Raw genomic sequence first — 25,185 nt, forward strand, 5'->3', positions numbered from 1 at the left:
AAGGAGAGGACAAACAGCAATGGCAATTCTGGACCGTTTCGACATCAGGGGGCGAACCGCGCTCGTCACCGGCGCGGCCTCTGGCATCGGCCTTGCCTATGCCGAAGCCATGGCCGAGGCCGGCGCTGCGGTCTCGCTCACAGATATCGATGGCGAAGGCGCGATGCGTGAAGCCACTCGCCTGCGCGAAGCCGGCTTCGAGGCCCGCGCCGACCAGCTCGACGTCTCGAACAGCGATGCCGTCGCCGCCGCCTTCGATGCCCACGCCAAGGCCTATGGCGGGCTCGACATTGCCTTCGCCAATGCCGGGATCGATACGGGTGCCGGCTTCTGGAACCCCGCTGGCCACCGCAATCCGGAAGGGCAGGTCGATACCTACGACCCGAAGCGCTGGGACAAGTCGATCTCGGTCAATCTCTCGGGCGTGTTCTACACGGTGAGCAATGCCGTGCGGATCATGAAGCAGCCCGGCCGCACCAATGGCCGCAGCGGCGGGTCGATCATCTGCACCGCGTCGAACGCAGGCCTTGTTACCGAACCCATCGTCGGCCTGCCCTATATGCCTGCCAAGGCTGGCGTCCTCCACATGGTGCGCGCGCTGGGCCTCGAGCTCGCCGAATTCCGCATCCGCATCAACGCCATCGCGCCGGGTCCGTTCGTCACCAATATCGGCGGAGGCTGGCTCAAGAAGGACCCCGTCGCGCGCAAGGCGTGGGACGCCATCGTGCCGCTGGGCGCGGTGGCGGAGACGGATCAACTCAAACCGCTGGCGCTTTTGCTGGCGTCTGATGCTTCCGATTACATGACCGGAAGCCATGTCGTTATCGATGGAGGCATGATGCTAGGGAAGTTCCAATGAGGCGCGCGGTTGCCCTTGTCGCTGGCCTTGCGCTGGCGGGCTCCGCACAGGCAGCGCAAAAGCTGGGCGAAGCGCAAGCGCAGCGCAGCCCGGAACAGGTCTATTCGGCCGTGTGCGGCTATTGCCACGGCAAGAACGTTGGCCCGGTGATACGCGGGCGCGGGCTTCCCGCCGAGGCGGTCGAGTATCAGGTCCGCCATGGCCAAAATGCCATGCCCGCCTTCCGACCGACCGAAATCACGCCCGCAGAGCTTAAGGCGCTCGCCGCCTGGATCCAGACCAGCGCTGCCGATCCCAAGGAGCACGGCCAATGACTGCGAACATGGATCGCCGCAGCCTCCTTGGCGCAGGCGTCGCCAGCGCGGCTGCCGCGGGCCTCGGCACCGGCGCCAAGGCCAAGGCCGTCCTCGCCCCCGGCGTGAGGAAGGCCGATTTCAAGGGCGCCGTTGCCGCAATGCGCAAGGTCGTCGGTGACGAATGGGTCTTCGCTGATCCCGACGCCGTCGCGCCCTGGAAGAAATCGTACACCCCGGATCCTTACGGCAAGCACATTCCCGTCGGCGCGGTCTGCCCCGAAACCGCGGAGCAGGTGCAGGCCATCGTGAAGATCGCCAACCAGTTCCGTCAGCCGATCTGGCCGGTCTCGACCGGCAAGAACATGGGCTATGGGCAGACAACCACCGCCATGCCGGGGCAGATGATCCTCGATCTGAAGCGGATGAACCGCATCATCTCGGTCGATCCCGAACTGTGCACCGCGCTGGTCGAGCCGGGTGTTACCTACCGTCAACTCAAGGACTATCTGGTCGAAAACAACCTGCCGCTGTGGATCGACGTGCCCACCGTGGGCCCCATCGCCAGCCCGGTCGGCAACACGCTCGATCGCGGCGTCGGCTACACGCCCTATGGCGAGCACTTCATGGTCCAGTGCGGCATGGAAGTCGTGCTGGCGGACGGCGAAATCCTGCGCACCGGCATGGGATCGACCAAGAACCCGTCCGCGTGGCAGGCGTTCAAGTGGGGCTACGGACCCTATCTCGATGGCCTGTTCACCCAGTCGAACTTCGGCGTGGTGACCAAGATGGGCATGTGGCTGATGCCCGCGCCGCCGGTCTACAAGCCCTTCGTCATCCGCCACAGGAAAATGGAGGATGTCGCCCGCATCGTCGAGGCGATGCGCCCGCTGCGCATTGCCAATATCGTCCCCAACGTGGTGCTGATGATGGGCGGCGCCTACCAGCTCGCCATGTTCAAGCGCCGCGGCGAGGTGTGGGACGGGGCAGGGCCGATCACCGATGAAGCCGTCTCCAAGGCGGCCACAGCCAACAACCTCGGCATGTGGAACACCTATATCGCGCTCTACGGCACCGAAGGGATGATCGCCGAAAGCGAGAAGATCATCCGCGCCGCCTTCGCCGCGATCGACGGCGAAGTGCTGACCGAGGCTGAGATGAAAGACAATCCGTGGTTCCACCACCACGCGACGCTCATGCAGGGCGGACTCAATCTCGATGAGATCGGCCTCGCGCGTTGGCGCGGAAACGGCGGCGGCCTCGCCTGGTTTGCTCCCGTCGCGCCCGCCAAGGGTAGCGAGACGCAGGGGCAGGTCGCGCTCGCCAAGCAGATCCTGGGCAAGCACGGCTTCGATTATACCGCCGCTTTCGCCATCGGCAGCCGCGAACTCCACCACATCATCGCCCTTCTCTACGACAAGTCCGACCCCGCCGAGGAGAAGCGCGCAGACGATTGCTACCGCGAGCTCGTGACGGGCTTCGGCGAGCGGGGCTGGGCCAGCTACCGCACCGGCGTCCACGCGATGGACCTTGTCGCCGAGCAGTTCGGCACGGTGAACCGCGCGTTCAATGCCAAGCTCAAGGACGCGCTCGACCCAAACCACATCCTCGCCCCCGGCAAGTCAGGGATTGCATAATGATCAGGAAGGCTTTGTTGGCGCTGGCCGCCACACTTCTCGCCACCACCGCGCAGGCACAGGAAAAGCCCCTCACAGTTGAAACCTTGCGCACCAGCAGCGGCTCGCTCTTCGCCAATATCGCGCTGATCAAGGGCGAGAAGGACGCCGTGCTCGTCGACGCGCCGTTCACCCGCGCAGACGCCTACCGCGTTGTTGCGATGGTGCTGGATAGCGGCAAGCACCTCACCACGGTGTTCATCACCCACGATCATCCCGATCACTTCTTCGCGATGGAAGTGATCAAGGATGCCTTCCCGGACGCGAAGATCGTCGCGCATCCGGTGGTCGCCGCCGATATCTGGCGATCGCTGCCTTTCAAGGTAAAGCGCTGGTATCCGGTCCTCGGCGTCAATGCGCCGCGCCACCCCACAGCACCCGCCGCGCTGGAGGGCGATACGATCATGCTGGAGGGCAAGGAACTCAAGGTCCTCGGCCCTGTGCAGGGCGACCATGTTCACGCGACCGCGCTCTGGGCGCCTTCGATCAAGGCGCTCTTTCCCGGCGATCTTGTCTACAACCAGATGTTCCTGTGGATGGGCGAGCACGATGCCGCCGCAATCGCCGCCTGGGGCAAGGCCAACGACAGCTTCATCGCGTTGAAGCCTGAAATCGTGGTCGCCGGGCACAACAAGCCGGGGCTGCCCGACGATGCCTCTGGCCTTGAATTCACACGACGCTACATCGCCGAATGGCCTAAGCTGGTGTCGGCCTCGAAGAGCAGCGCCGACCTCGCCGAGCGGGTAAAGAAGACATTTCCGGACGCTGTCGATGTGCTGGGCGATTTCCTGCTCGGCAATTCCTCGCGCGTCGCCAAGGGGGAGCAAGCTGCATGGACCGAATGACTTTCACGGACAAAGCTGTCCTCGTCACCGGTGGCGCGACAGGAATTGGCCGCGCCGCTTGCGTCGCGCTGGCGGGCGCTGGCGCCAAAGTGATCATCGGCGATATCGATCCGCGCGCCGAGGAGACCATTGCGATCATCAAGCAGGCGGGCGGCGAGGCCTCGTTCCAGCATGCGAACGTGACCGATCCAGCTGCGATGGATGCGCTCGTGGCGGCCTGCGTAGAGCGCTACGGCCGGATGGACGCTGCGTTCAACAACGCCGGCGTGCTTCCGCCGCAGCGGCCGATCCATGAAGTGACGCCGGAGGAAATGAACCTCGCCATCGACGTCGATTTCAAGGGCGTGTTCTTCGCGATGCAGGCCGAAATCCGGCACTTCCTGAAAGTCGGCGGCGGCGCGATCGTCAACACGGCCTCGGTCGGCGCGCTGATCGCGGACCCCAACATGAGCGTCTATTGCGCGATGAAGCATGCGGTTTCGGGCCTCACCAAGGCCGCAGCGGTCGAATATGCGCAGAAGAGCATCCGCGTGAATGCCATCGCCCCCGGCTTCGTCGTCACCCCGATGACCCAGCACTGGGCCGATGATCCGAACTTCCGCGCCGCCTTCTTCGCCGGCAATGTCAGTGGCCGCGCCGCGCAGCCGGAAGAGATCGCCGGAACCGTGCTGCACCTGCTCTCGGACGCCGCGAGCTTCATCAATGGCGCGACCATCGCCATCGATGGTGGCCAGACCGCGCACTGAGGAACCGCCGCCATGCGCGCCGCCGTCATGCAGGGCCTGCACAAGCCCCTTGCCATCCAAACTGTCGCCGATCCGGTGCCGGGCGAAGGTGAGGTCGTGGTGAGGGTCGGCCGCTGCGGCATTTGCGGCTCGGATCTGCACATGACCGAAGACCCCGCCTACGGGCAGGGCGCGGGTTCGATTCTCGGCCACGAGTTTGCAGGTGAAGTGATTGAACTGGGCAAGAGCGTGGAAGGGCTGGCCAAGGGCGATCTGGTCGCGGTCAGCCCATTGAAGAGCTGTGGCGCTTGCCCAGCCTGCCTTGCCGGCAATGTCTCATGGTGCGATGCGTTCGGCCTGCAGGGCGGCGGCTATGCCGAATATGCGCTCACCATGCCGAACCAGTGCGTGAAGCTGCCGAAGTCCGCCAGCCTTGCCGATGGAGCGATCATCGAGCCGCTGGCCGTCGCGCTGCATGGCGTGGCGATGTCGGGCCTCAGGATCGGCGACAAGGTGCTGATCCTTGGCGCGGGCCCGATCGGGCTTGCCTGCGCGTTCTGGGCCCGCCGCATGGGGGCAGGGCGCGTGGTCGTGCAGGATGTTGCCGAGTGGCAGAAAGACCGCGCACTGGCGATGGGCGCGCACGATTTTGTGGCCGACCGCTCCGATTCCTTGGGGGCTGCCGAACGCGCGCTGGGCGGTAAGGCTGACGTGGTCTTCGAATGCGTTGGCGTGCCGGGCCTGATCGCGCAGGCCGTCGAGCAAGTGCGCGCGCGGGGCGCCATCGTCCTCCTTGGCCTGTGCACTGTGCCGGACACCTTCAACAGCTTCGCCATGCTCTCGAAGGAAGTTCGTCTGATCACCTCGGCTTTCTTCACCGCACACGAATACCACGCCGCGCTGGACGCGCTGGACCGGGGCGCTGCCGAACCGCGCCTCCTCGTCACCGAGACCATTCCGCTCCGCCGCACGCCCGCCGTGTTCGAAGCGCTTCGCCGCCGCACCGAGCAATGCAAGGTGCTGATCGAACCCGGCGCCTGAATACGAACAAAGAGGACAGCCCGATGAACCTTGCCACCACGATCCCGACCAACGCGATCGAGCGCGCTGTATTCGAATGCATGAACCCGACCGAGGCTCTGTTCAATGCGACGAGCAATCCGCTGCACCGCGCGATCCTGCTCAATTTCTGGCGCCACGTTCACCTCGAAGGTGCGGGGCTCTACGACGATATCACAGCCGCTGACATGATGGTCGATCATCCGGTCTACCGCGTCACCTGGGGCGCAAACCCTGCCGTCATCGAGGGCAAGGAAGGTGTGAAGGGCTTCTACAACAGCGTCGGGCAGGCGGTTCTCTGGCACTCCGACGACCGGCTTGCGGTAAACGATTGGGGCATCTGCGACGAGATCACCTTCCACCAGCTCGCGCGCGGAGCGGACCTTGCCGCTATGGGCTACGATGCACCCAAGGCCGATGCGCTCTACCACGTGTCAAGCCGGCAGGCCTTCATCTGGCCTTATGACGACAAGGCGCGGCTTGCCGGCGAACACCTCTACGAAGACCCGACCAGCGTGAGGCTGGAGGAAGTTCCGTCCGAGGCGGCGACTACCCCGGCCGCGATCCAGGCGATCCACAAGGCCAAGCTGGCCGAACTCGAAGCGCGCTTCGGGCCGCGGTACTGGGTCTATCAGGGCTGAGTGGCGGCCCCCATGCGGTCCTTCCACGAGAAGCGGGCCTTCGTCACCGGCGGGGCGAGCGGGATCGGGCTGGGCATCGTCAAGGCACTGGCAAAGCGCGGTGCCTTCGTGGTGATTGCAGACCTCAGGCCCGATCATATCGACCACGCGCTGGTCGAGGTCCGCGAGGGTGGGTTCGCCAGCAGCGTTGCTGCGCTGACGCTCGACGTGACCGACCGCGCCGCCTTTTCCGCCGTTGCCGAACGCATGGATGTCGAGCTTGGCGGGATCGATATCCTCGTCAACAATGCCGAGGTCGGTGTGGAAGGTCCTGTGCTCGAAGCCGGCTATGCCGACTGGGACTATGGACTTGGCGTCAATCTCGGCGGCGTCGTCAATGGCCTCCAGAGCTTCCTGCCAAGCATGATCGCGCATGGGCGCGGCGGGCATGTGGTCAACGTCTCCTCGCTCGCAGCCACCGTGCGCATGCCGGCCAATTTCGCGATCTATGCTGCGGGCAAGGCGGCGGTGCTGAACCTTTCCGAGAACATGCGCGAGGAACTGGCGGCGAAGGGGATCGGCGTGTCGGTGCTCTGCCCGGCCTTCGTGCGTTCCAATATCCATGAGGCCGCGCTCAATCGCCCGGCGCACTTGCGCGAAGGCAGCGGTTTTGCGCAAAGCGAGGCAACCCTGCTGGAGCGCCCGCCCGGAAACGACTGGATGGACCCCGAAACCGTGGGCGAAATCGTGGCGGACGGAATTCTCGAGAACCGGCTCCATATCGTCACCCACGGCGAATTCCGTGAGAAGATGCGCGAGCGCAACGAGGCGCTGATGGATGCGGTGCCGCAGGCTGCCTTCCAGTATTAGGGCCAGACCCTAGGCCGAGTTGTCTTCGCGCACGCGCAGCATGGCGAGCGCGGCGCCTGCCATCACGACCGCCCCGACCAGCATGGTCCACTTGGGTTCGGTGGGGAAGAAGCTGCGGATCACGCCGCCCATGATCGTGGCGACCATCAGTTGCGGCACAACGATGAACACGTTGAAGACGCCGATATAGATGCCGAATTTGTGCGGCGGCAGCACCCGAGTCAGAATCACGTAAGGCATCGCCAGGATCGAGGCCCAGGCCACCCCGACGAACACCATCGGCAGCAACAGCAGCCAAGGATCGCGCAGCACGAGGAGCAGCAGGAACCCTGCGCCGCCGCCGAGCAGGCAGGCGGCATGGGTCCGCGCATTGCCGATCCGCTTTGCCAGCACGGGAAGCAGGAACGCCGCGAGCGCGGCAACGCCGTTGTAGAAGGCGAACATCACGCCGACCCAGTCCGCGCCCGCGTTGTAGGCCGCGCCCGCCGTGTCCACCGCGCCGAAGGCATACCTGGTGACGACCGGTGTCGTGTAGATCCACAGGATGAACAGCGCAGTCCAGGTGAAGAACTGCGCTACGGCCAACTGCCGCATCTGCGTCGGCATCTGGGCAAAGTCGCTCATGATTTCCGCCAGCGCGCCCTTCGCCTGCGTGGCCCTGAGCACCATCTGGGCAAAGCCGAACAGGACGAGCCCGCCGCCCAGCACATAGAGCTGCTTGTCGAGCCCCAGTTCCCCCACCACGCCCAGCAGCACCGCGCCGGCTGCGAACCACAGCGGCCCGCGCGCGGAATAGACTAGAGGCTGGCTGGCGGCCTCCTCATGGCTCGTGCCGCTGAAGGCCGCCATTTCCTCGGGGCTATATTCGCGCACGCTGAATGCGGTCCAGGCGACGGCGAGCACCATCGCGGCGGCACCGATATAGAAGCTGAGCCTGACGGAATCCGGCACCTGGCCCTCCGGCGCGGTGTTGGCGATCCCGAGGTGCGTGAACAGCGCAGGCAGCAGGCTGCCAATCACCGCGCCCGCGCCGATGAACCAGGTCTGCAGCGCGAAGCCCTTTGCGCGCTGGTCATCGGGCGTCATGTCGCCGACAAACGCGCGGAACGGCTCCATCGCTATGTTGAGCGAGGCGTCGAGCAGCCAGAGGAATCCGGCCGCGAGCAGCAGCACGCCGGCCTGCGGCAGGCCCAGCAGCGCTAGTGCGGAAAGGACCGCGCCGGCCACGAAATAGGGCCGCCGCCGTCCGAAGCGGCCCCAGGTTCGATCAGAATAGTGGCCGATCAGGGGCTGGACGATGAGGCCCGTCACCGGCCCGGCAATCCACAGGAATGCCAGATTGTCGACGCTGCTGCCGAGCGACTGGAAAATGCGGCTCACGTTTGCATTCTGCAGGCCAAACGCCAGCTGGATGCCGAAGAAGCCGAAGCTGACATTCCACAGTCCCCAGAATGATTGCTGCGGTTTCTGGCGGGTTGTCACGCGGTTCGGCTCCCCCTGCATCCGCAATGCGCGTGCAGCATCTTGTTTTCTATGCATGACACCTAGTCGAGCGGACCCGTCTGGGCAGCAATGCATACGAATGCCATCGACATGGCCTCATGCCCATGCTGCGCAGCATCAGCCGCCGGTGGTTCCGCGCACGACAAGACGCGTTGGCAGGAATGGCGACGGCGGCGGTTTGTCCTCGACCTGCGCCATGACCGTCTCGACCAGCGCGACACCGGCATGGCGCATATCCTGCATCACGGTTGTCAAGGGAGGGGAGGTGAGGCTGGCGGCCGGGATATCGTCAAAGCCGACCACGGCGACATCGCCGGGAACGCTGAGGCCCACCTCAGCCAGCGCGCGCATTGCGCCGATCGCGATGAGGTCGCTGGCCGCAAAGATCGCATCAAACGGCTTGCCGCTGGCGATGAGCTTTTTTGCGGCCTGATAGCCCAGCTCTTCGGAGGAGATGGCCGGCACGACGAGATCGGGATCCTGGCTAAGACCGGCGGTTTCAACGGCGCGGACAAGGCCTTCGTAGCGGTTCTTGAATTCGGGATAGTGGCTGTCTGCCTGACCCAGGAAAGCGATCTGCCGCCGTCCGCGTGCCAACAGGTGCTCGCCCGCAAGGCGCCCCGCGCCGAAATTGTCCGAGCCAACCGTCGCGCCGATCGTATCGGGCTCGACCGCGCCCCAGCGCACGAAATGCGCGCCGCTGCGCACCAGTTGCCGGAGGCGGCTTTCGTAAAGGGTGTAGTCGCCATAGCCGAGAAGGATCAGGCCATCAGCCCGGTGGCTGTCCTGATAGCGCTTGTGCCAGTCGTCATCGAGCCGCTGGAACGAGATGAGGAGATCAAGCCCGCGCGCCGCGCAGTGCCGCGTGATAGAGCCCAGCATGGCGAGGAAGAACGGATTGATCCCGGATTCGTCTGGCGTGGGATCCTCGAAAAACAGCAGGGCCAAAGTGTTCGACCGCTGGGAGCGCAGCGAGGAGGCGTTCTTGTCGACCGTGTACCCCAACTGGCGGGCAATCGCCTCGATCTTCTGGCGCGTGGCGAGGCTGACCGACTTGCTGCCGCGCAGCGCCCGGCTCACCGTGGGCTGCGAAACCCCGGCCAGATAGGCGATGTCGAAACTGGTCGGCTTGTTGGACGGCCTGCGGCCCATCGCGTGCAACCTCCTCCCCCTACCATCTTAATTGGCCGCCGCAGGTTTGCCCTGACTGGTCAGCAAGTTCCGCAACTTACGCATGAAAATGCATGGAAGCAATTGCCCCAGAGGACTCGGCGGCTTGCAGCGGTTCGGCAAGGTCGGCAGCGTGACAATTCGGTCTCACCGCTCCCCGCCAAACCCTCGGAAACGCGATGGTATACGTATGCCATATTCGTGTCTGTCCATACCGGTTCTACCCAGCGCCCCGTACTGGAACCGGGAAAACCGCGTTCCGACAACGTTGAGGCCACGATCCGGCCGCATGGGGGAGATCTGATTTCCATGGCTAAGCACACTCTTTTTGCCTTTGGCAGTTCGGCGATCGCGCTGACCGCTGCCGCACTTGCCGCACCGGCCTTCGCGCAGGAAGCTGCCCCGCAGGCCGCTGCGGAAGCGCCCGCCGCCGATGATGGCGCCATCGTCGTTACCGGCTACCGCGCCTCGCTCAATGCCTCGGCTTCGATCAAGCGCGGCGCGCCGACCATCGTCGAAGCGCTTTCGGCCGAAGACATCGGCAAGCTGCCCGACGTCTCGATCGCGGACTCGCTTGCACGTCTTCCCGGCGTCACCTCGCAGCGTCTCGAAGGCCGCGACCAGCGCCTGTCGATCCGCGGCCTCGGCCCCGATTTCGGTACCACGCTGCTCAATGGCCGCGAGCAGGTCACCGTCGGTGACAACCGCGGCGTCGAGTACGACCAGTACCCGGCCGAATTCTTCAAGAACGTTGTCGTCTACAAGGCCCCGACCCCGTCGCTGGTCGCCGCCGGTATCTCTGGCACCGTCGATTTGCGTATGCTGCGCCCGCTGGCGCAGAAGAACCGCATCGTCTCGCTGCAGCTGCGCGGCCAGATGAACGGGATGAACAAGCTCAACCCGGATGGCAGCCGCTATGGCTACCGCGCCTCGGCCGCCTACGTAGACAAGTTCGCTGACGACACCTTCGGCATCGCCATCGGCGTTTCCGCGACCGACGCGCCTTCGCAGAACGAGCGCTACAACGCGTGGGGCTTCCCGAACAGCGGTTCGACCGGCGGCGCGCTTCTCCTTGGTGGTGCCAAGCCCTACGTCCAGTCGAACAAGCTGCAGCGCTATGGCGCGGTCGCCACGCTGGAGTATCAGCCGAGCGACAATTTCCACTCGACCCTCGACGTGCTCTACTCGCACTTCAAGGAAACCCAGATCCTGCGCGGTATCGAATTCCCGATCGCGCCGGATTGGGGTTCGGGCGCAACCGTCCAGCCGGGCTACAAGGTCGATGGCGGCCTCGTGACCGAGGCGACGCTCACTGGCATCCACGCCGTGCAGCGCAACGACCGCAATCGCCGTGAGGCCGACAATTTCTCGGTGGGCTGGAACAACCAGATCAAGCTCAGCGACAAGATCAACCTGAACGTCGACGCGGCCTACAGCACCGCCAAGCGCACCGATGACCTGCTCGAGACCTACAGCGGCACCGGCTACGGCGCGACCGGTCCCTCGGACACGATCAAGATCTCGGCCAACCCGAACGGCACTTTCGATATCGTGCCGACGCTCAACTATGCTGACAGCAAGGTCTTCGGCCTGACCGATCCGCGCGGGTGGGGCTACAACGGCACCAAGGCCGTCGTGCAGGCGGGATTCCTCAACCGTCCGAAGTTCAAGGACGACCTGCTTTCGCTGCGCGCCGACCTAGACGGTGCCATCGAAGGTGCCGGCCCGATCGCGGGCTGGCAGGTTGGTACCAACTACAGCCGCCGCAAGAAGACCTCGGCGTTCACCTCGTTCTTCCTGTGCCCGAAGGGCGCCGGCAGCAACTGCTCGGTCGACAGCGGCACGCCCAAGTTCGTGTCGATCCCCGACGCTGCGGTGATCGGCAAGGTTCCGCTTGCCTACCTCGGCGTGCCGCAGATGCTGGCGCTCGATCCGACCTACCTCGTCAACAACGCGCTGGCCTCGGTGTTCGACAACCGCCCGGTCTCGCTGGTGCGTGACAACACCATCACCGAGAAGGTCTGGACGGCCTATGCGATGCTCAAGCTCGACGGCGACGTGGGCGGCAAGAAGCTCACCGGCTCGATCGGCGTGCAGGCGGTCCACACCGACCAGAGCTCGAACGGTTCGATCTCGAACTTCGATTCCGCAACCGGCAACGTGCTGGTCGTTCCCGCCAAGGCGGGCGACAAGTTCTGGCGGGTTCTGCCGAGCGCCAACTTCGGCCTCGAAGTGGCGCCTGCCACTTACGTGAAGCTGGCCGGCTCGCTCAGCATGGTGCGCCCGCGCCTTGATCAGGAGCGCGTCAACCAGGAGCTGAACTTCGACTTCACCAACATCGAAGCCAACGACCCGACCCGGCCGTTCTTCAAGTCGAACGGTGGCAACCCTCTGCTGCGCCCCTACCGCTCGGCAAACGTCGATCTCTCGGTGGAGCACTACTTCCCCAAGGGCGGCTATGTCTCGCTGGCAGGCTACTACAAGAAGCTCACCGACTTCGTGAACCCGTCGCGCAACCTGCCTTTCGACTTCGCGTCGGTTGCGGCCTCGTTGCCGGCGGATATCCGCAGCAAGCTCAAGACCACCGTCGGCGTCGTCTCGCAGCCGCTCAACGATGGCGATGGCTCGCTCAAGGGCGCGGAGTTCACGCTCTCGCTGCCGTTCTCGCTGGTCTCGCCCTCGCTTGATGGCTTCGGCTTCTATGGCAGTGGTTCGTACACCGACAGCAAGATCACGCTGAACAGCGATCCGGCCAATCCGATCACGCTTCCGGGTCTTTCCGACTGGGTGGGCAACGCCTCGCTCTACTACGAAAAGCACGGCCTCCAGCTGCGCGCTTCGTATCGCTACCGTTCGAAGTTCCTGGCGGAAGTCGCCGGTCTGTCGGCAAACCCGACCTACCGCACGGCGAAGGCCGAAGGCATCCTCGACGCACAGATCGGATATGACTTCCAGCCCGGCTCGGCGCTGGAAGGCCTCTCGATCCTGTTCCAGGCGCGCAACCTCACCGATCGTCCGTTTATCACCTACCAGAACAACGATCCGCGCCAGGTGATCGACTACCAGCGCTATGGCCGCGATTTCTATGTCGCTGTCAGCTACAAGTTCTAATAGCTATGCGGGGTTCGGGCGGATGGCTTGCTGCAAGTCCATCCGCCCGGTACCTTCCGCCCATGCCTGAACTTTCGAAGATGTCTCGGCAGGCTGCGCGCGCCTGGGACAGCCGCGCCGAACCCTGTCAGCCGGCCATCCTTTCGGGTGGCAGTGCGGCACAGCTTGTCACCGTCCAGACCGCCCCTTCACACGGATCACAGGGAGCCTGCGATGAGCAGCACTGAGACCAGCGGCCATGCCCATGCCTCAGGCCCCGTGCGCCCGGGGACCATGCGCATCGTCGTCGCAGGCGGTGGCACCGCAGGCTGGATGGCAGCAGCGGCTTTTGGCCATTTTCTTGATGCCGGTTTCACCGTCACGCTTGTCGAATCCGAAGAGATCGGAACCGTCGGCGTGGGCGAGGCGACGATCCCCCAGATCCGCATGTTCAACCAGGCGCTCGGGATCGACGAGGACGCCTTCATCCGCGCCACGCAGGCGACCTTCAAGCTGGCCATCGAGTTCGTGGGGTGGGGCGCCCCGGGCGAACGCTACATGCATGCCTTCGGCGATGTCGGCCGCGATGTCGGGCTCTGCGCCTTCCATCACATCTGGTCGCGCGGCCACCGCCTTGGCCTTGCGGGGCCGCTTGGCAATTACGCGATCAACGATATCGCTGCGCACGCCGGGCGGATGCATCGCGGCTCGCCGCTCACCTCGCGCAACGTGCCGGAAATGCCGCACGCGTTTCATTTCGATGCAGGGCTCTATGCCGCCTTCCTGCGCGAGTTTGCGGAAGGCCGGGGGGTCATCCGGCGCGAAGGCAAGATCGCCGATGTGCGCAAGGAACCGCTGAGCGGTGATATCACCGCACTCGTCCTTGCTTCGGGCGAGGAAATCGCTGGCGACCTCTTCATCGATTGCACCGGCTTTCGGGGTCTGCTGATCGGCGGGGCGATGGGCAGCGGCTACGTCGACTGGACCAACTGGCTGCCCTGCGATCGCGCGCTGGCTGTCCCCAGCGGACGCGTCGAGGACTTTACGCCCTACACCCGCGCCACGGCCCACACCGCTGGCTGGCAATGGCGGATTCCGCTGCAGCACCGCACCGGCAACGGCCGCGTATATTGCAGCGCGTTCACGTCGGACGAGGAAGCGGCCGAGAGCCTGCTGGCGCATCTCGATGCGCCCGCGTTGGCCGACCCGCGCCCGATCCGTTTCACCACAGGTCGCCGTGTCGAGGCATGGCGCGGCAACGTGATCGCAGTCGGCCTCTCCAGCGGCTTCCTCGAACCGCTCGAATCGACCAGCATCCACCTCATCCAGTCCGCCATATCGCGCATTCTCAAGTTCATGCCCGGCAAGGAGCAGACCCAGGCCGAGCGCGATGCCTATAACCACCAGTTCACCTTCGAGATGGAGCGCATCCGCGATTTCATCGTGCTGCACTACCATGTGAACCAGCGGCCCGAACCGTTCTGGCAGGCCATGCGCGAAATGGCGCTGCCCGACAGCCTCGCCGAACGGATCGAACTGTTTCGCGCCAATGGCCATATCTTCCGCCATGGCGACGAGTTGTTCAGCGAGGTGGGCTGGTTCCAGGTCATGGCAGGACAGGGGATCGTGCCGAAGCGGAGCCATGCGCTGGCCGAGACGATCGACGAGGCCGACCTCAAGTCCTACCTCGAGACGCTGAACGGGCTCTATCGCCGCGAGGTCGAACGCTATCCCAGCCACGCCGAATTCATCGTGCAGCACTGCGCCGCGCCGCCCATCAATCTCGGCGTTGCTGCATGAATCGCCGGGCCTGCCTCGCCGCGTTGGCCGTGTTTGCGGTGACGAGTGTGCCAGCCCGTGCCGATGTGCCGCTGGATGCCGTCCGGGCGCGCGCCGCAGCGGGCGAGGTAATCTACTTCCTCCTGCCCGACCGCTTCGAGAACGGTGATCCTGCCAACGATCGCGGCGGTCTCGAGGGAGACAGGCTCAAAACCGGCTTCGATCCCGCCTCGAAGAGCTTCTACCATGGCGGCGACCTCAAGGGGCTGATCCAGCGGCTCGACTACATCAAGGGCCTTGGTGCGACTGCGGTCTGGGTCGGTCCGGTGTTCAGGAACAAGCCGGTGCAGGGTGCGCCCGGTCAGGAAAGCGCCGGATACCACGGCTACTGGATCACCGATTTCACCCGCGTCGATCCGCACTTCGGCACGAATGCCGATTTCAAGGCGCTGGTCGATGCAGCGCACGCGCGCGGGCTCAAGGTCTACATGGATATCATCGCCAATCACACGGCGGACGTGATCCAGTACCGCGAGCAGGGCGGCGCGGTGCCCTATGCCTATCGGTCCCGTGCAGACTATCCCTATTCGCGTCGGGGCGGGGTGAGCGGTCAGGCGATCAATCCCGGCTTCGCTGGTGATCAGGATTCAACGGCGGCAAACTTCGCGAAGCTCACCGATCCGGCCTTCGCCTACACGCCCTTCGTCCCGGCCGGCGAAGAGCAAGTCAAAGTGCCCGAGTGGCTCAACAATCCGGTGTTCTATCACAATCGCGGCAACTCGACCTTCGCCGGGGAGAGCAGCCGCTTCGGTGATTTCGTCGGTCTGGATGATCTGTTCACCGAGCACCCCCGGGTGCGCGAGGGGATGATCGCTATCTATCGGCAATGGATCGAAGACTTCGGCATCGACGGCTACCGCATCGACACGGCGCGGCATGTCGACCCGGGCTTCTGGCAGGCGTTCATCCCTGCCATGCTGGAGACGGCCCATGCGAGGGGCATTCCCAACTTCACGATCTTCGGCGAAGTGGCGCGCGAGGAGCCGGGCAATGGCTACATCGCGCAGTTCACCCGGCGCGACGGCTATCCCGCCGTGCTCGATTTCGCGTTCCAGGCTTCGGTCCGTGCGGCACTGGGGCAGGGCAGGGGCACCAGCGTGCTGGCCGATCTCTTCGAAGGTGATGTCCTCTACGAAGGCGGTGAGGCCGCAGCGCTCGCCATCCCGACATTCCTCGGCAACCACGACATGGGCCGTTTCTCCACGCTGATCCGGCATGATCGGCCCGGCATTTCTGCTGACGAACTCGAAGCGCGCGTGCGGCTCGCCCATGTCATGCTGATGACCCTGCGCGGTTCGCCAGTGATCTATTATGGTGACGAGCAAGGCTTTGTGGGCGATGGTAACGACACCGACGCGCGCGAAGACATGTTCCCATCGCGGACGACGAGCTACCTCGATAATACGGTACTGGATGCAACCCGCCCGGCGGGCGCGGACCATTTCGATCCGGCGCATCCCTTCTACAGGCTGATCCGCGATCTCGCCGCCTTGCGCGCTGCGCATCCGGCGCTCGCGCGCGGGCGGCAGGTGGTGCGTGGTTACGCCGAAACGCCGGGCCTGTTCAGCGTGTCGCGCTTCGATCCCGAGACGGGCGCGGAATATCTGATTGCCTTCAACACGTCCGCTGCGCCGATCCATGTGGCGAGCGTCGTCGGCACCTCGGCCGTGCGGCTCGAGACCCTGTTCGGCGCCTGCCCAGCGAAGGTTTCCGCGCCCGGCAGTATCATGCTCGATCTGCCCGCATTCGGCAGCGCGGTGTGCCGCCTTATCCCTTCCTCCCCAGGGACCCAGATTGCCCAATGACCAAAGCGACCGCCAAGGCCCACCCCGTTCCCGCCGCCCAAGAACTCCCGTGGTGGCGCGGGGCGGCGATCTACCAGATCTATCCGCGCAGCTTCTGCGATTCGAACGGCGATGGCATCGGCGATCTGCCGGGGATTACCGCGCGGCTTGATCATGTGGCGGAGCTGGGTGTCGATGCCATCTGGGTCTCGCCGTTCTTCACTTCGCCGATGCGCGATTTCGGCTATGATGTGGCGGACTACTGCGATGTCGATCCGATTTTCGGAACGCTCGCGGATTTCGACATGATGGTCGCGCGCGCGCATGAGTTGGGCCTCAAGGTCACGATCGACCAGGTCTATGCCCATACCTCCGACCTTCATCCGTGGTTCGAGGAAAGCCGGCAGAGCCGCAACAACCCGCGCGCGGACTGGTATGTCTGGGCAGATCCGCAGGAGGACGGCTCGCCGCCATCGAACTGGCAGTCGGTGTTCGGCGGTCCCGCCTGGACGTGGGATGCACGCCGCTGCCAGTATTACCTGCACAATTTCCTCAGCAGTCAGCCCCAGATCAACGCGCACAACCCGGCGGTGCAGGAAGCGTTGCTCGGCGTCATGCAGTTCTGGCTGGATCGCGGCGTCGACGGTTTCCGCATTGATGCGCTCAATTTCCTGATGCACGATCCGGCGCTGCGCAACAATCCGCCCGCGCCCTATGATGGCCGCCGCCGCACCCGGCCGTTCGATTATCAGCTCAAGATCTACAACCAGTCGCACCCCGGCATCGTCGGCTTCATCGAGCGCCTGCGCGCGCTGTGCGACCGCTACGGCGCGGTGTTCACGCTGGCCGAAGTCGGCGGCGATCTGGCTGAGACCGAGATGAAGGAGTTCACCGCCGGTGATGATCGGCTCAACAGTGCCTATGGCTTCGACTTTCTCTATGCGGATCGCCTGACGCCGCAGCTGGTGGCCGCTACGCAGGCGAAATGGCTCGATACGCCTGGCACCGGTTGGCCGAGTTGGGCGTTTGAGAACCACGACGCCCCGCGTGCGCTTTCCCGCTGGTGCGCGCCGGAGGAGGTCGAGGCTTTCGCGCGGATGAAGGCGATTCTGCTGGCGTCGCTGCGCGGCAATATCATTGTCTACCAAGGTGAGGAACTTGGCCTCACGCAGGTCGACATTCCCTTCGAACAAATTCAGGACCCTGAGGCGATCGCCAACTGGCCGCTGACGCTCTCGCGTGATGGCGCGCGTACGCCCATGCCTTGGCAGGTGCAGGGCGAGCAGGGCGGCTTCACCACCGGACAGCCCTGGCTGCCGCTGGGCGAAGAAAACCACGCGCGTGCGGTGGATCGCCAGGAGGCCGATCCTGCCTCGCTGCTCCATCTGACCCGCGACCTTCTGGCGCTGCGCAAAAGCCATCCCGCATTGCGCAGCGGGGATTTTGCTGTGCTCCACGCGGGCAGCGATGTCCTTGCCTTCCGCCGCGTGGCTGCCGGGACAAGCGTTATCGGCGTCATCAATATGGGGCCCCGCCACGCGACATGGCCCGCTGCGGCCTCTACCAGTGGCGGCGTGCTGCAGGTGGTGAACGGCGCGGCGCCCGGAACCCTGCCACCCTTCGGCGCCTTGCTGATCGAGGAATGATGACCATGAACCGGATCGCCCGCACAGCGGCTGCGCTTGCTTTCGCAGCCCTTGCCACCACTCAGGCCATCGCTCCTGCCGCCGTGCAGGCGCAGACCGCGCCGCAGAAGGCCGTTGTCACCGCCGCCTCACCCGATGGCAGCCTCGTTCTCACTGTCACAACCGATGGCAGCGACCGCCCGGTCTACTCACTCTCGCGCAAGGGCAAGCTGCTGATCGGCGCATCCAAGCTCGGTTTCACGCTGACCGACGGCCTCAACATGGTGCGCGGCTTCCGCATCACCGGTTCGGAGACCACGAACGCCGATACGACCTGGGAACAGCCCTGGGGGGAGCGCCAGTTCGTGCATGACAGGCACAACGAGGTGCTCATCCACCTCGAACAGAACGCGGACTACGCCGGCCGCAAGATGAACGTGCGTTTCCGTCTGTTCGATAACGGCTTCGGTTTCCGCTACGAGCTGCCCGAGCAGGCCGGCCTCAAGACGATGAAGATCGGCGACGAGTGGACTGAATTCGACGTCGCCCAGCCCGGTACCGCCTTCTGGGTCGCGGGGCTGGAATGGAACCGCGAGGAACAGATCTACCAGCGCACGCCGATCGATGCTGTCGCCACCGCGCAGACGCCGATCACCATGCGGCTTGAGGATGGCACCCACCTCGCGTTCCATGAAGCCGCGCTGGTCGATTACTCGGCGATGTACTTCAAGCGTGCCGAACGCCAGCTGTTCCGCACAACGCTTGCCCCTTCCTCGCGTGGCTCTGCGGTGATCCGCAACCTGCCGTTCAACACGCCCTGGCGCACGATCCGGATTGCCGACAGCGCGGCAGGCCTTGTCGAGAACGATCTCGAGCTCAATCTCAACGAGCCCAACAAGATCGGCGATGTCTCGTGGTTCAAGCCGATGAAGTACATCGGTATCTGGTGGGGCATGATCCGCGGCGACTGGACCTGGGCCGAGGGCCAGCGCCACGGTGCGACCACCGCGCGGGCCAAGCAGTATATCGATTTTGCCGCTAAGAACGGCTTCGGCGGGCTGCTGGTCGAAGGCTGGGACAAGGGCTGGAACGGTGATTGGTTCGGCCACGGGCAGGACTTCAGCTTCACCGAAGCCGTCCCCGATTTCGACCTCAAGGCCGTCGCCGCCTATGCCGCGAAGAACAAGGTCCAGCTGATCGGCCACAACGAGACGGGCGGAAACATCGCCAACTATGAGGCCCAGCTCGAACCAGCGATGAAGCTCTATCATGCGCTCGGCATGCATTCGGTCAAGACGGGCTATGTCGCCGACGCAGGCGGCATCGTCGCCCCCGGCGACCATCCCGGCGAGACGCGGATGGAATGGCACGAAGGCCAGCGCAACGTGCAGCACCACCTCAAGGTCGTCGAAACCGCGGCCAAGTATCAGGTCGCCATCGATGCGCACGAACCGGTCAAGGATACGGGCCTCAGGCGGACCTATCCCAACTGGATCGACCGCGAGGGCGCGCGCGGCATGGAATACAACGCGTGGGGCCAGTTCGCCAACGGGCCGGACCACGAGCCGACGCTGGTCTACACTCGGATGCTTTCGGGCCCGATGGACTTCACGCCGGGTATGCTGAGCCTTGAGGGCGCAAACCATGTGCCGCTGGCGTCAACGCTCGCCAAGCAGCTCGGGCTTTACCTCGCGATCTACTCGCCGATCCAGATGGCCTCGGACTTCATCGAAAGCCTCGCCGCGCATCCCAAGGAGCTGGCGTTCATCCGCCAGGTGCCGGCCGACTGGTCGGAAAGCCATCTGATCGCCGGCGATGTGGGGGAATTCGCGATCTTCGCGCGCAAGGACCGGGGCAGCGAAGACTGGTATGTCGGCGGCGTCAACAACGCGACGGCGCGCGATCTCACGCTTGGCATGGATTTTCTGGACGCTGGCAAGACCTATACCGCGAGCGTGTGGAAGGACGGGGAGGGGGCGACTTACGCCACCGACGCCCGCCACAGGATCGCCTATGCGACGCTGACGGTGAAGAAGGGCGACAAGATCCCGCTCTGGCTTGCCCCCGGCGGCGGCGCGGCGATCCGGCTGCATCCCGGCAAGTGACCGCCGCGGCCGCGGCCGCGGCCGCTGGCGTCTCCCTGGCAACTCGCATACTTATGCATGCTGAAGCCCCGGCCAATCGGGTCTAGGGAGCTGCTGGGCGCTGCACAGGGCAGGCCGGAGAAGGAGTATGCCGTCCATGGCCGCCACCAGCTGTTCTGCCCTGCTCCTGTTCGGAGCAACCGGCGATCTGGCGCGGCGCATGCTGCTGCCTTCGCTCTATGCGCTGCACGAGGACGGGCTCATTGATCCCACCCTGCGCATCGTCGGTACCGCGCGCTCGGTCCACGACGACGCCGAATTCCGCGAGATGGCCCGTGCGGCGCTGGAGGAGTTCCTCCCCGCCGATCGCCGCGATGATAGCAAACTGGCAAGCTTCCTCGAGCGCCTCGAATACCAGACGCTCGATGCTTCGAAGCCTGAAGGGTTCGCTGGCCTTGCGGAAAAGCTCGGCGATACCTCGTGCGGCCTCTCGATCTTCCTTTCGACCGCACCCGCGCTGTTCGAGCCGACCATCGAAGGCCTGCGCCTTGCGGGCCTCGCCCACGAAGGCGTGCGGATCGGTCTCGAAAAACCGCTCGGCAATGATCTCGCTTCCAGCCGCCGTATCAACGAGGCCGTCGCGGCGGGGTTCAGCGAGCGCCAGATATTCCGCATCGACCACTATCTCGGCAAGGAAACGGTCCAGAACCTGCTGGCGCTGCGCTTTGCCAACATGATGTTCGAGCCCCTGTGGAATAGCGCAGGCATCGACCACGTGCAGATCACCGTGAGCGAGACCGTCGGTCTTGAAGGCCGCAAGGGCTTCTACGATGATACCGGCGCGCTGCGCGACATGGTGCAGAACCACATGCTCCAGCTCGTCGCGCTCACCGCGATGGAGCCGCCGCTCGATTTCGACGCAACCTCGATCCGCGACGAGAAGGTCAAGGTGCTTCGTGCGCTGCGCCCCGTTCGCGCGGAGGAAATGGTGCGCGGCCAATACCGGACGGGCGCCGTGGGCGGGAGCGCCGTGGCCGGCTACCTCGACGATCTCGGCGAGGCTTCGGACACCGAGACATATGTCGCGATCAAGGCCCATGTCGACAACTGGCGCTGGCAGGGCGTGCCGTTCTACCTCCGTCACGGCAAGCGGCTTGCCGAGCGGCGCAGCGAGATCGTCGTCCAGTTCAAGGGTGTGCCGCACAATATCTTCGGGGCGCGCGGCGGCAAGCTCGCCGCAAACCGCCTCGTCATCCGCCTCCAGCCGGAGGAATACGTGCGTCTTCAGGTCATGGCCAAGGAGCCTGGGCTTGATCGGGGCGGGGTGGTCCTGCGCGAGGTGAACCTTGATCTCTCGCTCACCACCGCCTTTGCCAAGGCGCGCCGCCGGATCGCCTATGAACGTCTGCTGCTCGATCTGATCGAGGGCGAGCAGACCCTCTTCGTCCGCCGCGACGAAGTGGAGGCGCAGTGGACGTGGGTTGACGCCATCCGCCGCGTCTGGGCGGAAACCGCGATGGAAGTGAAGCCCTATGCGGCCGGTAGCTGGGGCCCCAACGCCGGCATCGCACTGACCGAACGCGATGGGCGCAGCTGGCATGACTGACGTCACCTGGGCCGAACCGGGCGATGCCGCGGCTGTCGCCGCGCATATCGCCCGCGTGCTCGCTAAGCCTGGCGCCAAGCGGCTCGCCTTCACCGGCGGCTCCACTCCGCTCAAGGTCTTCGCCTTGCTTGCGCAGCAGGATCTCGACTGGACCGGTGCGACCATCGCGCTGACCGATGACCGCCGCGTGCCCGACGATCACCCCGCCAGCAACTTCGGCAAGCTCCATGCCGCGCTTGCCGGAACCGGAGGAGACTTCGAGCGTCTGGAAGAAGGGGCGGTGGTCGCGCCCTTCGATCTGGTCTGGCTCGGTATGGGTGAGGATGGCCACGTCGCTTCGCTGTTTCCGCACATGCAGGCGCTGGTCCGCCCAGGTCCCAGCGTGATCGCCACCACGCCGATCCCGCTGCCGCCCGAAGCGCCGTTCGACCGCCTCACACTCAACAAGCGCGCGCTCAAGGCCACCAGAGAGATTATCCTCGTTGTCACCGGCGCGTCCAAGAAGGCGCTGATCGAGACCGTTCTTGCCGGGTCCGACGCCTATCCCGTCTCCGACTTCCTGCGCGGCTACGGACCGCCCGTCACGATCTACTGGAGCGCCTGATGCCCCAAGACCTGCCCCTCAATTCCATCGTTGCGAAGGTCACTGACCGGATCATCGCGCGCTCTGCCACGACGCGCGCCGCCTATCTCGACCTGATCGCCCGCGCCCGTGATGCCGGGGTCAACCGCGATGTGCTCTCCTGCGGCAATCTCGCGCACGGCTTTGCCGCGGCGGGAGAGGACAAGATCGCGCTGCGCACCGGCAAGAGCCCCAATATCGGGGTCATCACCGCCTACAACGACATGCTCTCGGCGCATCAGCCCTATGGCCGCTATCCGGAGCAGATCAAGATCTTCGCCCGCGAAGTTGGCGCAACCGCGCAAGTCGCGGGCGGGGTGCCGGCGATGTGCGACGGGGTCACGCAGGGGCAGGACTCGATGGAGCTGTCGCTGTTCAGCCGCGACACTATCGCGATGGGCACCGCTGTCGGCCTCAGCCATGGCATGTACGAAGCGGCGCTCCTGCTCGGCATCTGCGACAAGATCGTGCCGGGCCTGCTGATCGGATCCCTGCGTTTCGGTCACCTGCCGACGATCCTCGTGCCCGCAGGCCAGATGGCGACCGGCCTTGCCAACAAGGAAAAGCAGCGCATCCGGCAGCTCTATGCCGAAGGCAAGGCGACCCGCGAGGAACTGCTGGAGAGCGAAAGCGCAAGCTATCATTCCGCCGGCACCTGCACGTTCTACGGCACCGCCAATTCCAATCAGATGATGATGGAGATGATGGGCCTTCACATGCCGGGGGCGAGCTTCGTCCAGCCCGGCAGCAAGCTGCGGCAGGAACTGACCCGCGCCGCCGTACATCGCGTGGCGCAGATCACCTGGGATGGCGACGATTATCGCCCGCTGGGCCATTGCGTCGATGAAAAGGCCATCGTCAACGCCATCGTCGGCCTGCTGGCAACGGGCGGCTCTACGAACCATGTGATCCATCTCCCCGCGATTGCCCGCGCCGCCGGTGTGCAGATCGACTGGGACGACATGGACGAGCTCAGCCGCGCGGTGCCGTTGATCGCCAGCATCTATCCCAACGGGTCGGGCGACGTGAACGGCTTCGCGGACGCGGGCGGCATGCCCTACGTCATCCGGGAACTGGTTGAGGCTGGCGTAGCCCACGGCGATATCCGCACCGTCTACGGCACATCGCTGCTCGAAGGTGCGCAGCAGCCGGTTCTGGACGGAGATGCGCTGCGCTGGGACCCCGCCCCGCGCGAGAGCCTCAACCCCGCGATGCTGCGTCCCGTCGCCGAGCCCTTCCAGCCCGAAGGCGGCCTGCGGCTCGTTCATGGCAATCTCGGTCGCGGCACGATCAAGGTGAGCGCGGTCGACCGAACCCGCTGGACCATCGAGGCACCCTGCCGCGTGTTTTCCGACCAGAACGATGTGATCAAGGCCTTCAAGGCTGGCGAGCTCGAACGCGATGTCGTCGTTGTCGTGCGCTTCCAGGGCCCGGCGGCCAACGGCATGCCTGAATTGCACAAGCTCACCCCCTCGCTCGGCGTGCTGCAAGACCGCGGGTTCCGCGTCGCGCTCGTCACGGATGGCCGCATGTCGGGCGCCTCGGGCAAGGTGCCCGCCGCAATCCACGTCTCGCCGGAAGCGAAGAAGGGCGGCGCGCTGGCGCTGCTCCAGGACGGCGACATCGTGCGCGTCTGTGCAGAAACCGGCGAACTGATCGCCCTGGTCGATGCCGTTGAATGGGCGGCGCGCACGCCCACTAAGGCCCCGCCTGAGGAAATGGGCGTCGGCCGCGAACTCTTCGCGATGATGCGCCACTTTGCCGATCCCGCGGAGCGCGGTGGTTCGGCCATGCTGGCCTTGGGCGGGCTTTGAGCGCAGGACAACCGGACCGGCAAACGCCGGACGTCACAACAGGGAGAGAGCAGGGATGCATCTGGTCGCGGTCGATATCGGCGGAACGCACGCCCGCTTCGCGCTGGCCGAGGTAGAGGCAGGGCGCGTCGTCACGCTGGGCGAGGCGGTAACGCTCAAGACCGCAGACCATCCCAGCTTCCAGCTTGCTTGGGAGGAGTTTGCCCGCCTCTCCGGCGGAAGCCTCCCGGCCGCTGTCGCCATCGCGGTTGCAGGCCCGGTTGGCGGTGAGATCATCCGCTTCACCAACAATCCCTGGATCATCCGTCCGGCGCTGATCCCTGAAAAGCTCGGCGCACCTGCCTATGTGGTGGTCAACGATTTCGCCGCCGTCGCCCATGCTGTCGCGCAGGCCGATGCTGCGCACCTCCTCCACCTCTGCGGCCCCGATGTACCGCTTCCCGAGGAGGGCACCATCAGCGTGGTCGGCCCCGGCACCGGGCTGGGTGTCGCCCAGCTCTGGCGGCAGCGCGGGACCTATCATGTCCAGCCCACCGAAGGCGGCCACATCGATTTTGCGCCGCTCGACAGGATCGAGGATGCGATTCTGGCGCGCTTGCGCGGGCGGCACCGCCGCGTCTCGGCCGAACGGGTCGTCGCTGGCCCCGGCATTGTCGATATCTATGAAACGCTGGCCAGCATCGAGGGGAGGGCGATCACCTCGCTCACCGACAAGGAGCTCTGGGCACTCGGGACCAGCGGGGAAGACAGCCTTGCTTCGGCAGCGGTTGACCGCTTCTGCCTCTCGCTCGGCAGCGTGGCGGGCGATCTTGCGCTGGCACATGGGGCAAGCGCACTGGTCATGGCGGGCGGCCTCGGGCTACGGATAAAGGATTCGCTGGTCCGTTCCGGCTTCGCGCAGCGCTTTTGCGACAAAGGCCGGTTCGAAGCGCTCATGGCCGCCATGCCGGTCAAGCTCATTACCCATCCGCAGCCCGGCCTGTTTGGCGCCGCTGCCGCTTTCGCACAGGCTCACGCCGGATAGCTCACGCTTTTGCGAGGAAGCCCTGAACCCGCTTGCCAAGGGTGCTAGGCTGGCTTAGCCATGCCTTAACCGAGCGA

General features: G+C 65.1%; 19 protein-coding genes. 17 read left to right on the forward strand and 2 right to left on the reverse strand.

From position 1 onward, the window contains the following. Nucleotides 1-19 precede the first annotated feature (19 nt). Genes AQZ52_RS12235 through AQZ52_RS12270 form a run of 8 tightly spaced genes read left to right on the forward strand, consistent with a single transcriptional unit; the run spans nucleotide 20 to nucleotide 6,947 of the window. A complete protein-coding gene (locus tag AQZ52_RS12235; RefSeq protein ID WP_067911058.1) occupies nucleotides 20-859 on the forward strand; it encodes an SDR family NAD(P)-dependent oxidoreductase in 840 nt (279 codons plus the stop codon). Next, complete coding sequence (locus AQZ52_RS12240; RefSeq protein WP_067911062.1) at nucleotides 856-1,173, forward strand: c-type cytochrome; 318 nt, start codon at nucleotides 856-858, stop codon at nucleotides 1,171-1,173. Before AQZ52_RS12235 ends, AQZ52_RS12240 begins: the two co-directional genes overlap by 4 nt. Beyond that, a complete protein-coding gene (locus tag AQZ52_RS12245; RefSeq protein WP_082697916.1) occupies nucleotides 1,170-2,789 on the forward strand; it encodes an FAD-binding oxidoreductase in 1,620 nt (539 codons plus the stop codon). Before AQZ52_RS12240 ends, AQZ52_RS12245 begins: the two co-directional genes overlap by 4 nt. Then, entirely contained in the window at nucleotides 2,789-3,673 is an 885-nt protein-coding gene (locus tag AQZ52_RS12250) for an MBL fold metallo-hydrolase (protein WP_067911064.1), read from the forward strand. Before AQZ52_RS12245 ends, AQZ52_RS12250 begins: the two co-directional genes overlap by 1 nt. After that, entirely contained in the window at nucleotides 3,661-4,419 is a 759-nt protein-coding gene (locus AQZ52_RS12255) for an SDR family NAD(P)-dependent oxidoreductase (RefSeq protein ID WP_067911067.1), read from the forward strand. Before AQZ52_RS12250 ends, AQZ52_RS12255 begins: the two co-directional genes overlap by 13 nt. Before the next feature lie 12 nt (nucleotides 4,420-4,431). Then, nucleotides 4,432-5,439, forward strand: coding sequence for an alcohol dehydrogenase catalytic domain-containing protein (locus tag AQZ52_RS12260; RefSeq protein ID WP_067911069.1), 1,008 nt, complete (start codon nucleotides 4,432-4,434; stop codon nucleotides 5,437-5,439). A 23-nt stretch (nucleotides 5,440-5,462) separates the two neighbouring features. Then, entirely contained in the window at nucleotides 5,463-6,098 is a 636-nt protein-coding gene (locus AQZ52_RS12265) for a hypothetical protein (RefSeq protein ID WP_067911070.1), read from the forward strand. Nucleotides 6,099-6,110: 12 nt separating this feature from the next. After that, the gene (locus AQZ52_RS12270) at nucleotides 6,111-6,947 is read left to right on the forward strand and encodes an SDR family NAD(P)-dependent oxidoreductase (protein ID WP_067911071.1); all 837 of its coding nucleotides are present in this window, start codon (nucleotides 6,111-6,113) and stop codon (nucleotides 6,945-6,947) included. Nucleotides 6,948-6,956: 9 nt separating this feature from the next. Here the strand turns inward: AQZ52_RS12270 and AQZ52_RS12275 are convergent, their stop codons facing one another. Then, on the reverse strand, nucleotides 6,957-8,450 hold the full coding sequence (locus tag AQZ52_RS12275; protein ID WP_067911072.1) for an MFS transporter: 1,494 nt from the start codon (nucleotides 8,448-8,450) through the stop codon (nucleotides 6,957-6,959). 117 nt (nucleotides 8,451-8,567) lie between these two features. Further along, on the reverse strand, nucleotides 8,568-9,602 hold the full coding sequence (locus AQZ52_RS12280) for a LacI family DNA-binding transcriptional regulator (protein WP_067911074.1): 1,035 nt from the start codon (nucleotides 9,600-9,602) through the stop codon (nucleotides 8,568-8,570). A gap of 327 nt (nucleotides 9,603-9,929) precedes the next feature. Between AQZ52_RS12280 and AQZ52_RS12285 the strand changes: the two genes are divergently transcribed. From AQZ52_RS12285 to AQZ52_RS12325, 9 genes are all read left to right on the forward strand, one after another. Continuing rightward, on the forward strand, nucleotides 9,930-12,731 hold the full coding sequence (locus tag AQZ52_RS12285) for a TonB-dependent receptor (RefSeq protein WP_067911076.1): 2,802 nt from the start codon (nucleotides 9,930-9,932) through the stop codon (nucleotides 12,729-12,731). A 273-nt stretch (nucleotides 12,732-13,004) separates the two neighbouring features. Then, complete coding sequence (locus AQZ52_RS12290; protein ID WP_067912131.1) at nucleotides 13,005-14,510, forward strand: tryptophan halogenase family protein; 1,506 nt, start codon at nucleotides 13,005-13,007, stop codon at nucleotides 14,508-14,510. Further along, the gene (locus AQZ52_RS12295) at nucleotides 14,507-16,354 is read left to right on the forward strand and encodes an alpha-amylase family glycosyl hydrolase (RefSeq protein ID WP_067911079.1); all 1,848 of its coding nucleotides are present in this window, start codon (nucleotides 14,507-14,509) and stop codon (nucleotides 16,352-16,354) included. Before AQZ52_RS12290 ends, AQZ52_RS12295 begins: the two co-directional genes overlap by 4 nt. Then, the gene (locus tag AQZ52_RS12300) at nucleotides 16,351-17,979 is read left to right on the forward strand and encodes an alpha-amylase family glycosyl hydrolase (RefSeq protein ID WP_067911082.1); all 1,629 of its coding nucleotides are present in this window, start codon (nucleotides 16,351-16,353) and stop codon (nucleotides 17,977-17,979) included. The genes AQZ52_RS12295 and AQZ52_RS12300 overlap by 4 nt, the downstream gene beginning before the upstream one ends. 5 nt (nucleotides 17,980-17,984) lie before the next feature. After that, nucleotides 17,985-20,063: a glycoside hydrolase family 97 protein gene (locus AQZ52_RS12305; RefSeq protein ID WP_082698012.1), complete on the forward strand. Its 2,079-nt coding sequence runs from the start codon at nucleotides 17,985-17,987 to the stop codon at nucleotides 20,061-20,063. A 136-nt stretch (nucleotides 20,064-20,199) separates the two neighbouring features. Then, nucleotides 20,200-21,648: a glucose-6-phosphate dehydrogenase gene (gene zwf / locus AQZ52_RS12310; RefSeq protein ID WP_067911084.1), complete on the forward strand. Its 1,449-nt coding sequence runs from the start codon at nucleotides 20,200-20,202 to the stop codon at nucleotides 21,646-21,648. Beyond that, on the forward strand, nucleotides 21,641-22,252 hold the full coding sequence (locus AQZ52_RS12315) for a 6-phosphogluconolactonase (protein WP_067912137.1): 612 nt from the start codon (nucleotides 21,641-21,643) through the stop codon (nucleotides 22,250-22,252). Before zwf ends, AQZ52_RS12315 begins: the two co-directional genes overlap by 8 nt. Continuing rightward, a complete protein-coding gene (edd, locus tag AQZ52_RS12320; RefSeq protein ID WP_067911087.1) occupies nucleotides 22,252-24,084 on the forward strand; it encodes a phosphogluconate dehydratase in 1,833 nt (610 codons plus the stop codon). Before AQZ52_RS12315 ends, edd begins: the two co-directional genes overlap by 1 nt. 55 nt (nucleotides 24,085-24,139) lie before the next feature. Further along, a complete protein-coding gene (locus tag AQZ52_RS12325; RefSeq protein WP_067911089.1) occupies nucleotides 24,140-25,108 on the forward strand; it encodes a glucokinase in 969 nt (322 codons plus the stop codon). Nucleotides 25,109-25,185 lie beyond the last annotated feature (77 nt).

The organism is Novosphingobium fuchskuhlense (genome assembly GCF_001519075.1).
In the GTDB taxonomy this organism is placed as follows: domain Bacteria; phylum Pseudomonadota; class Alphaproteobacteria; order Sphingomonadales; family Sphingomonadaceae; genus Novosphingobium; species Novosphingobium fuchskuhlense.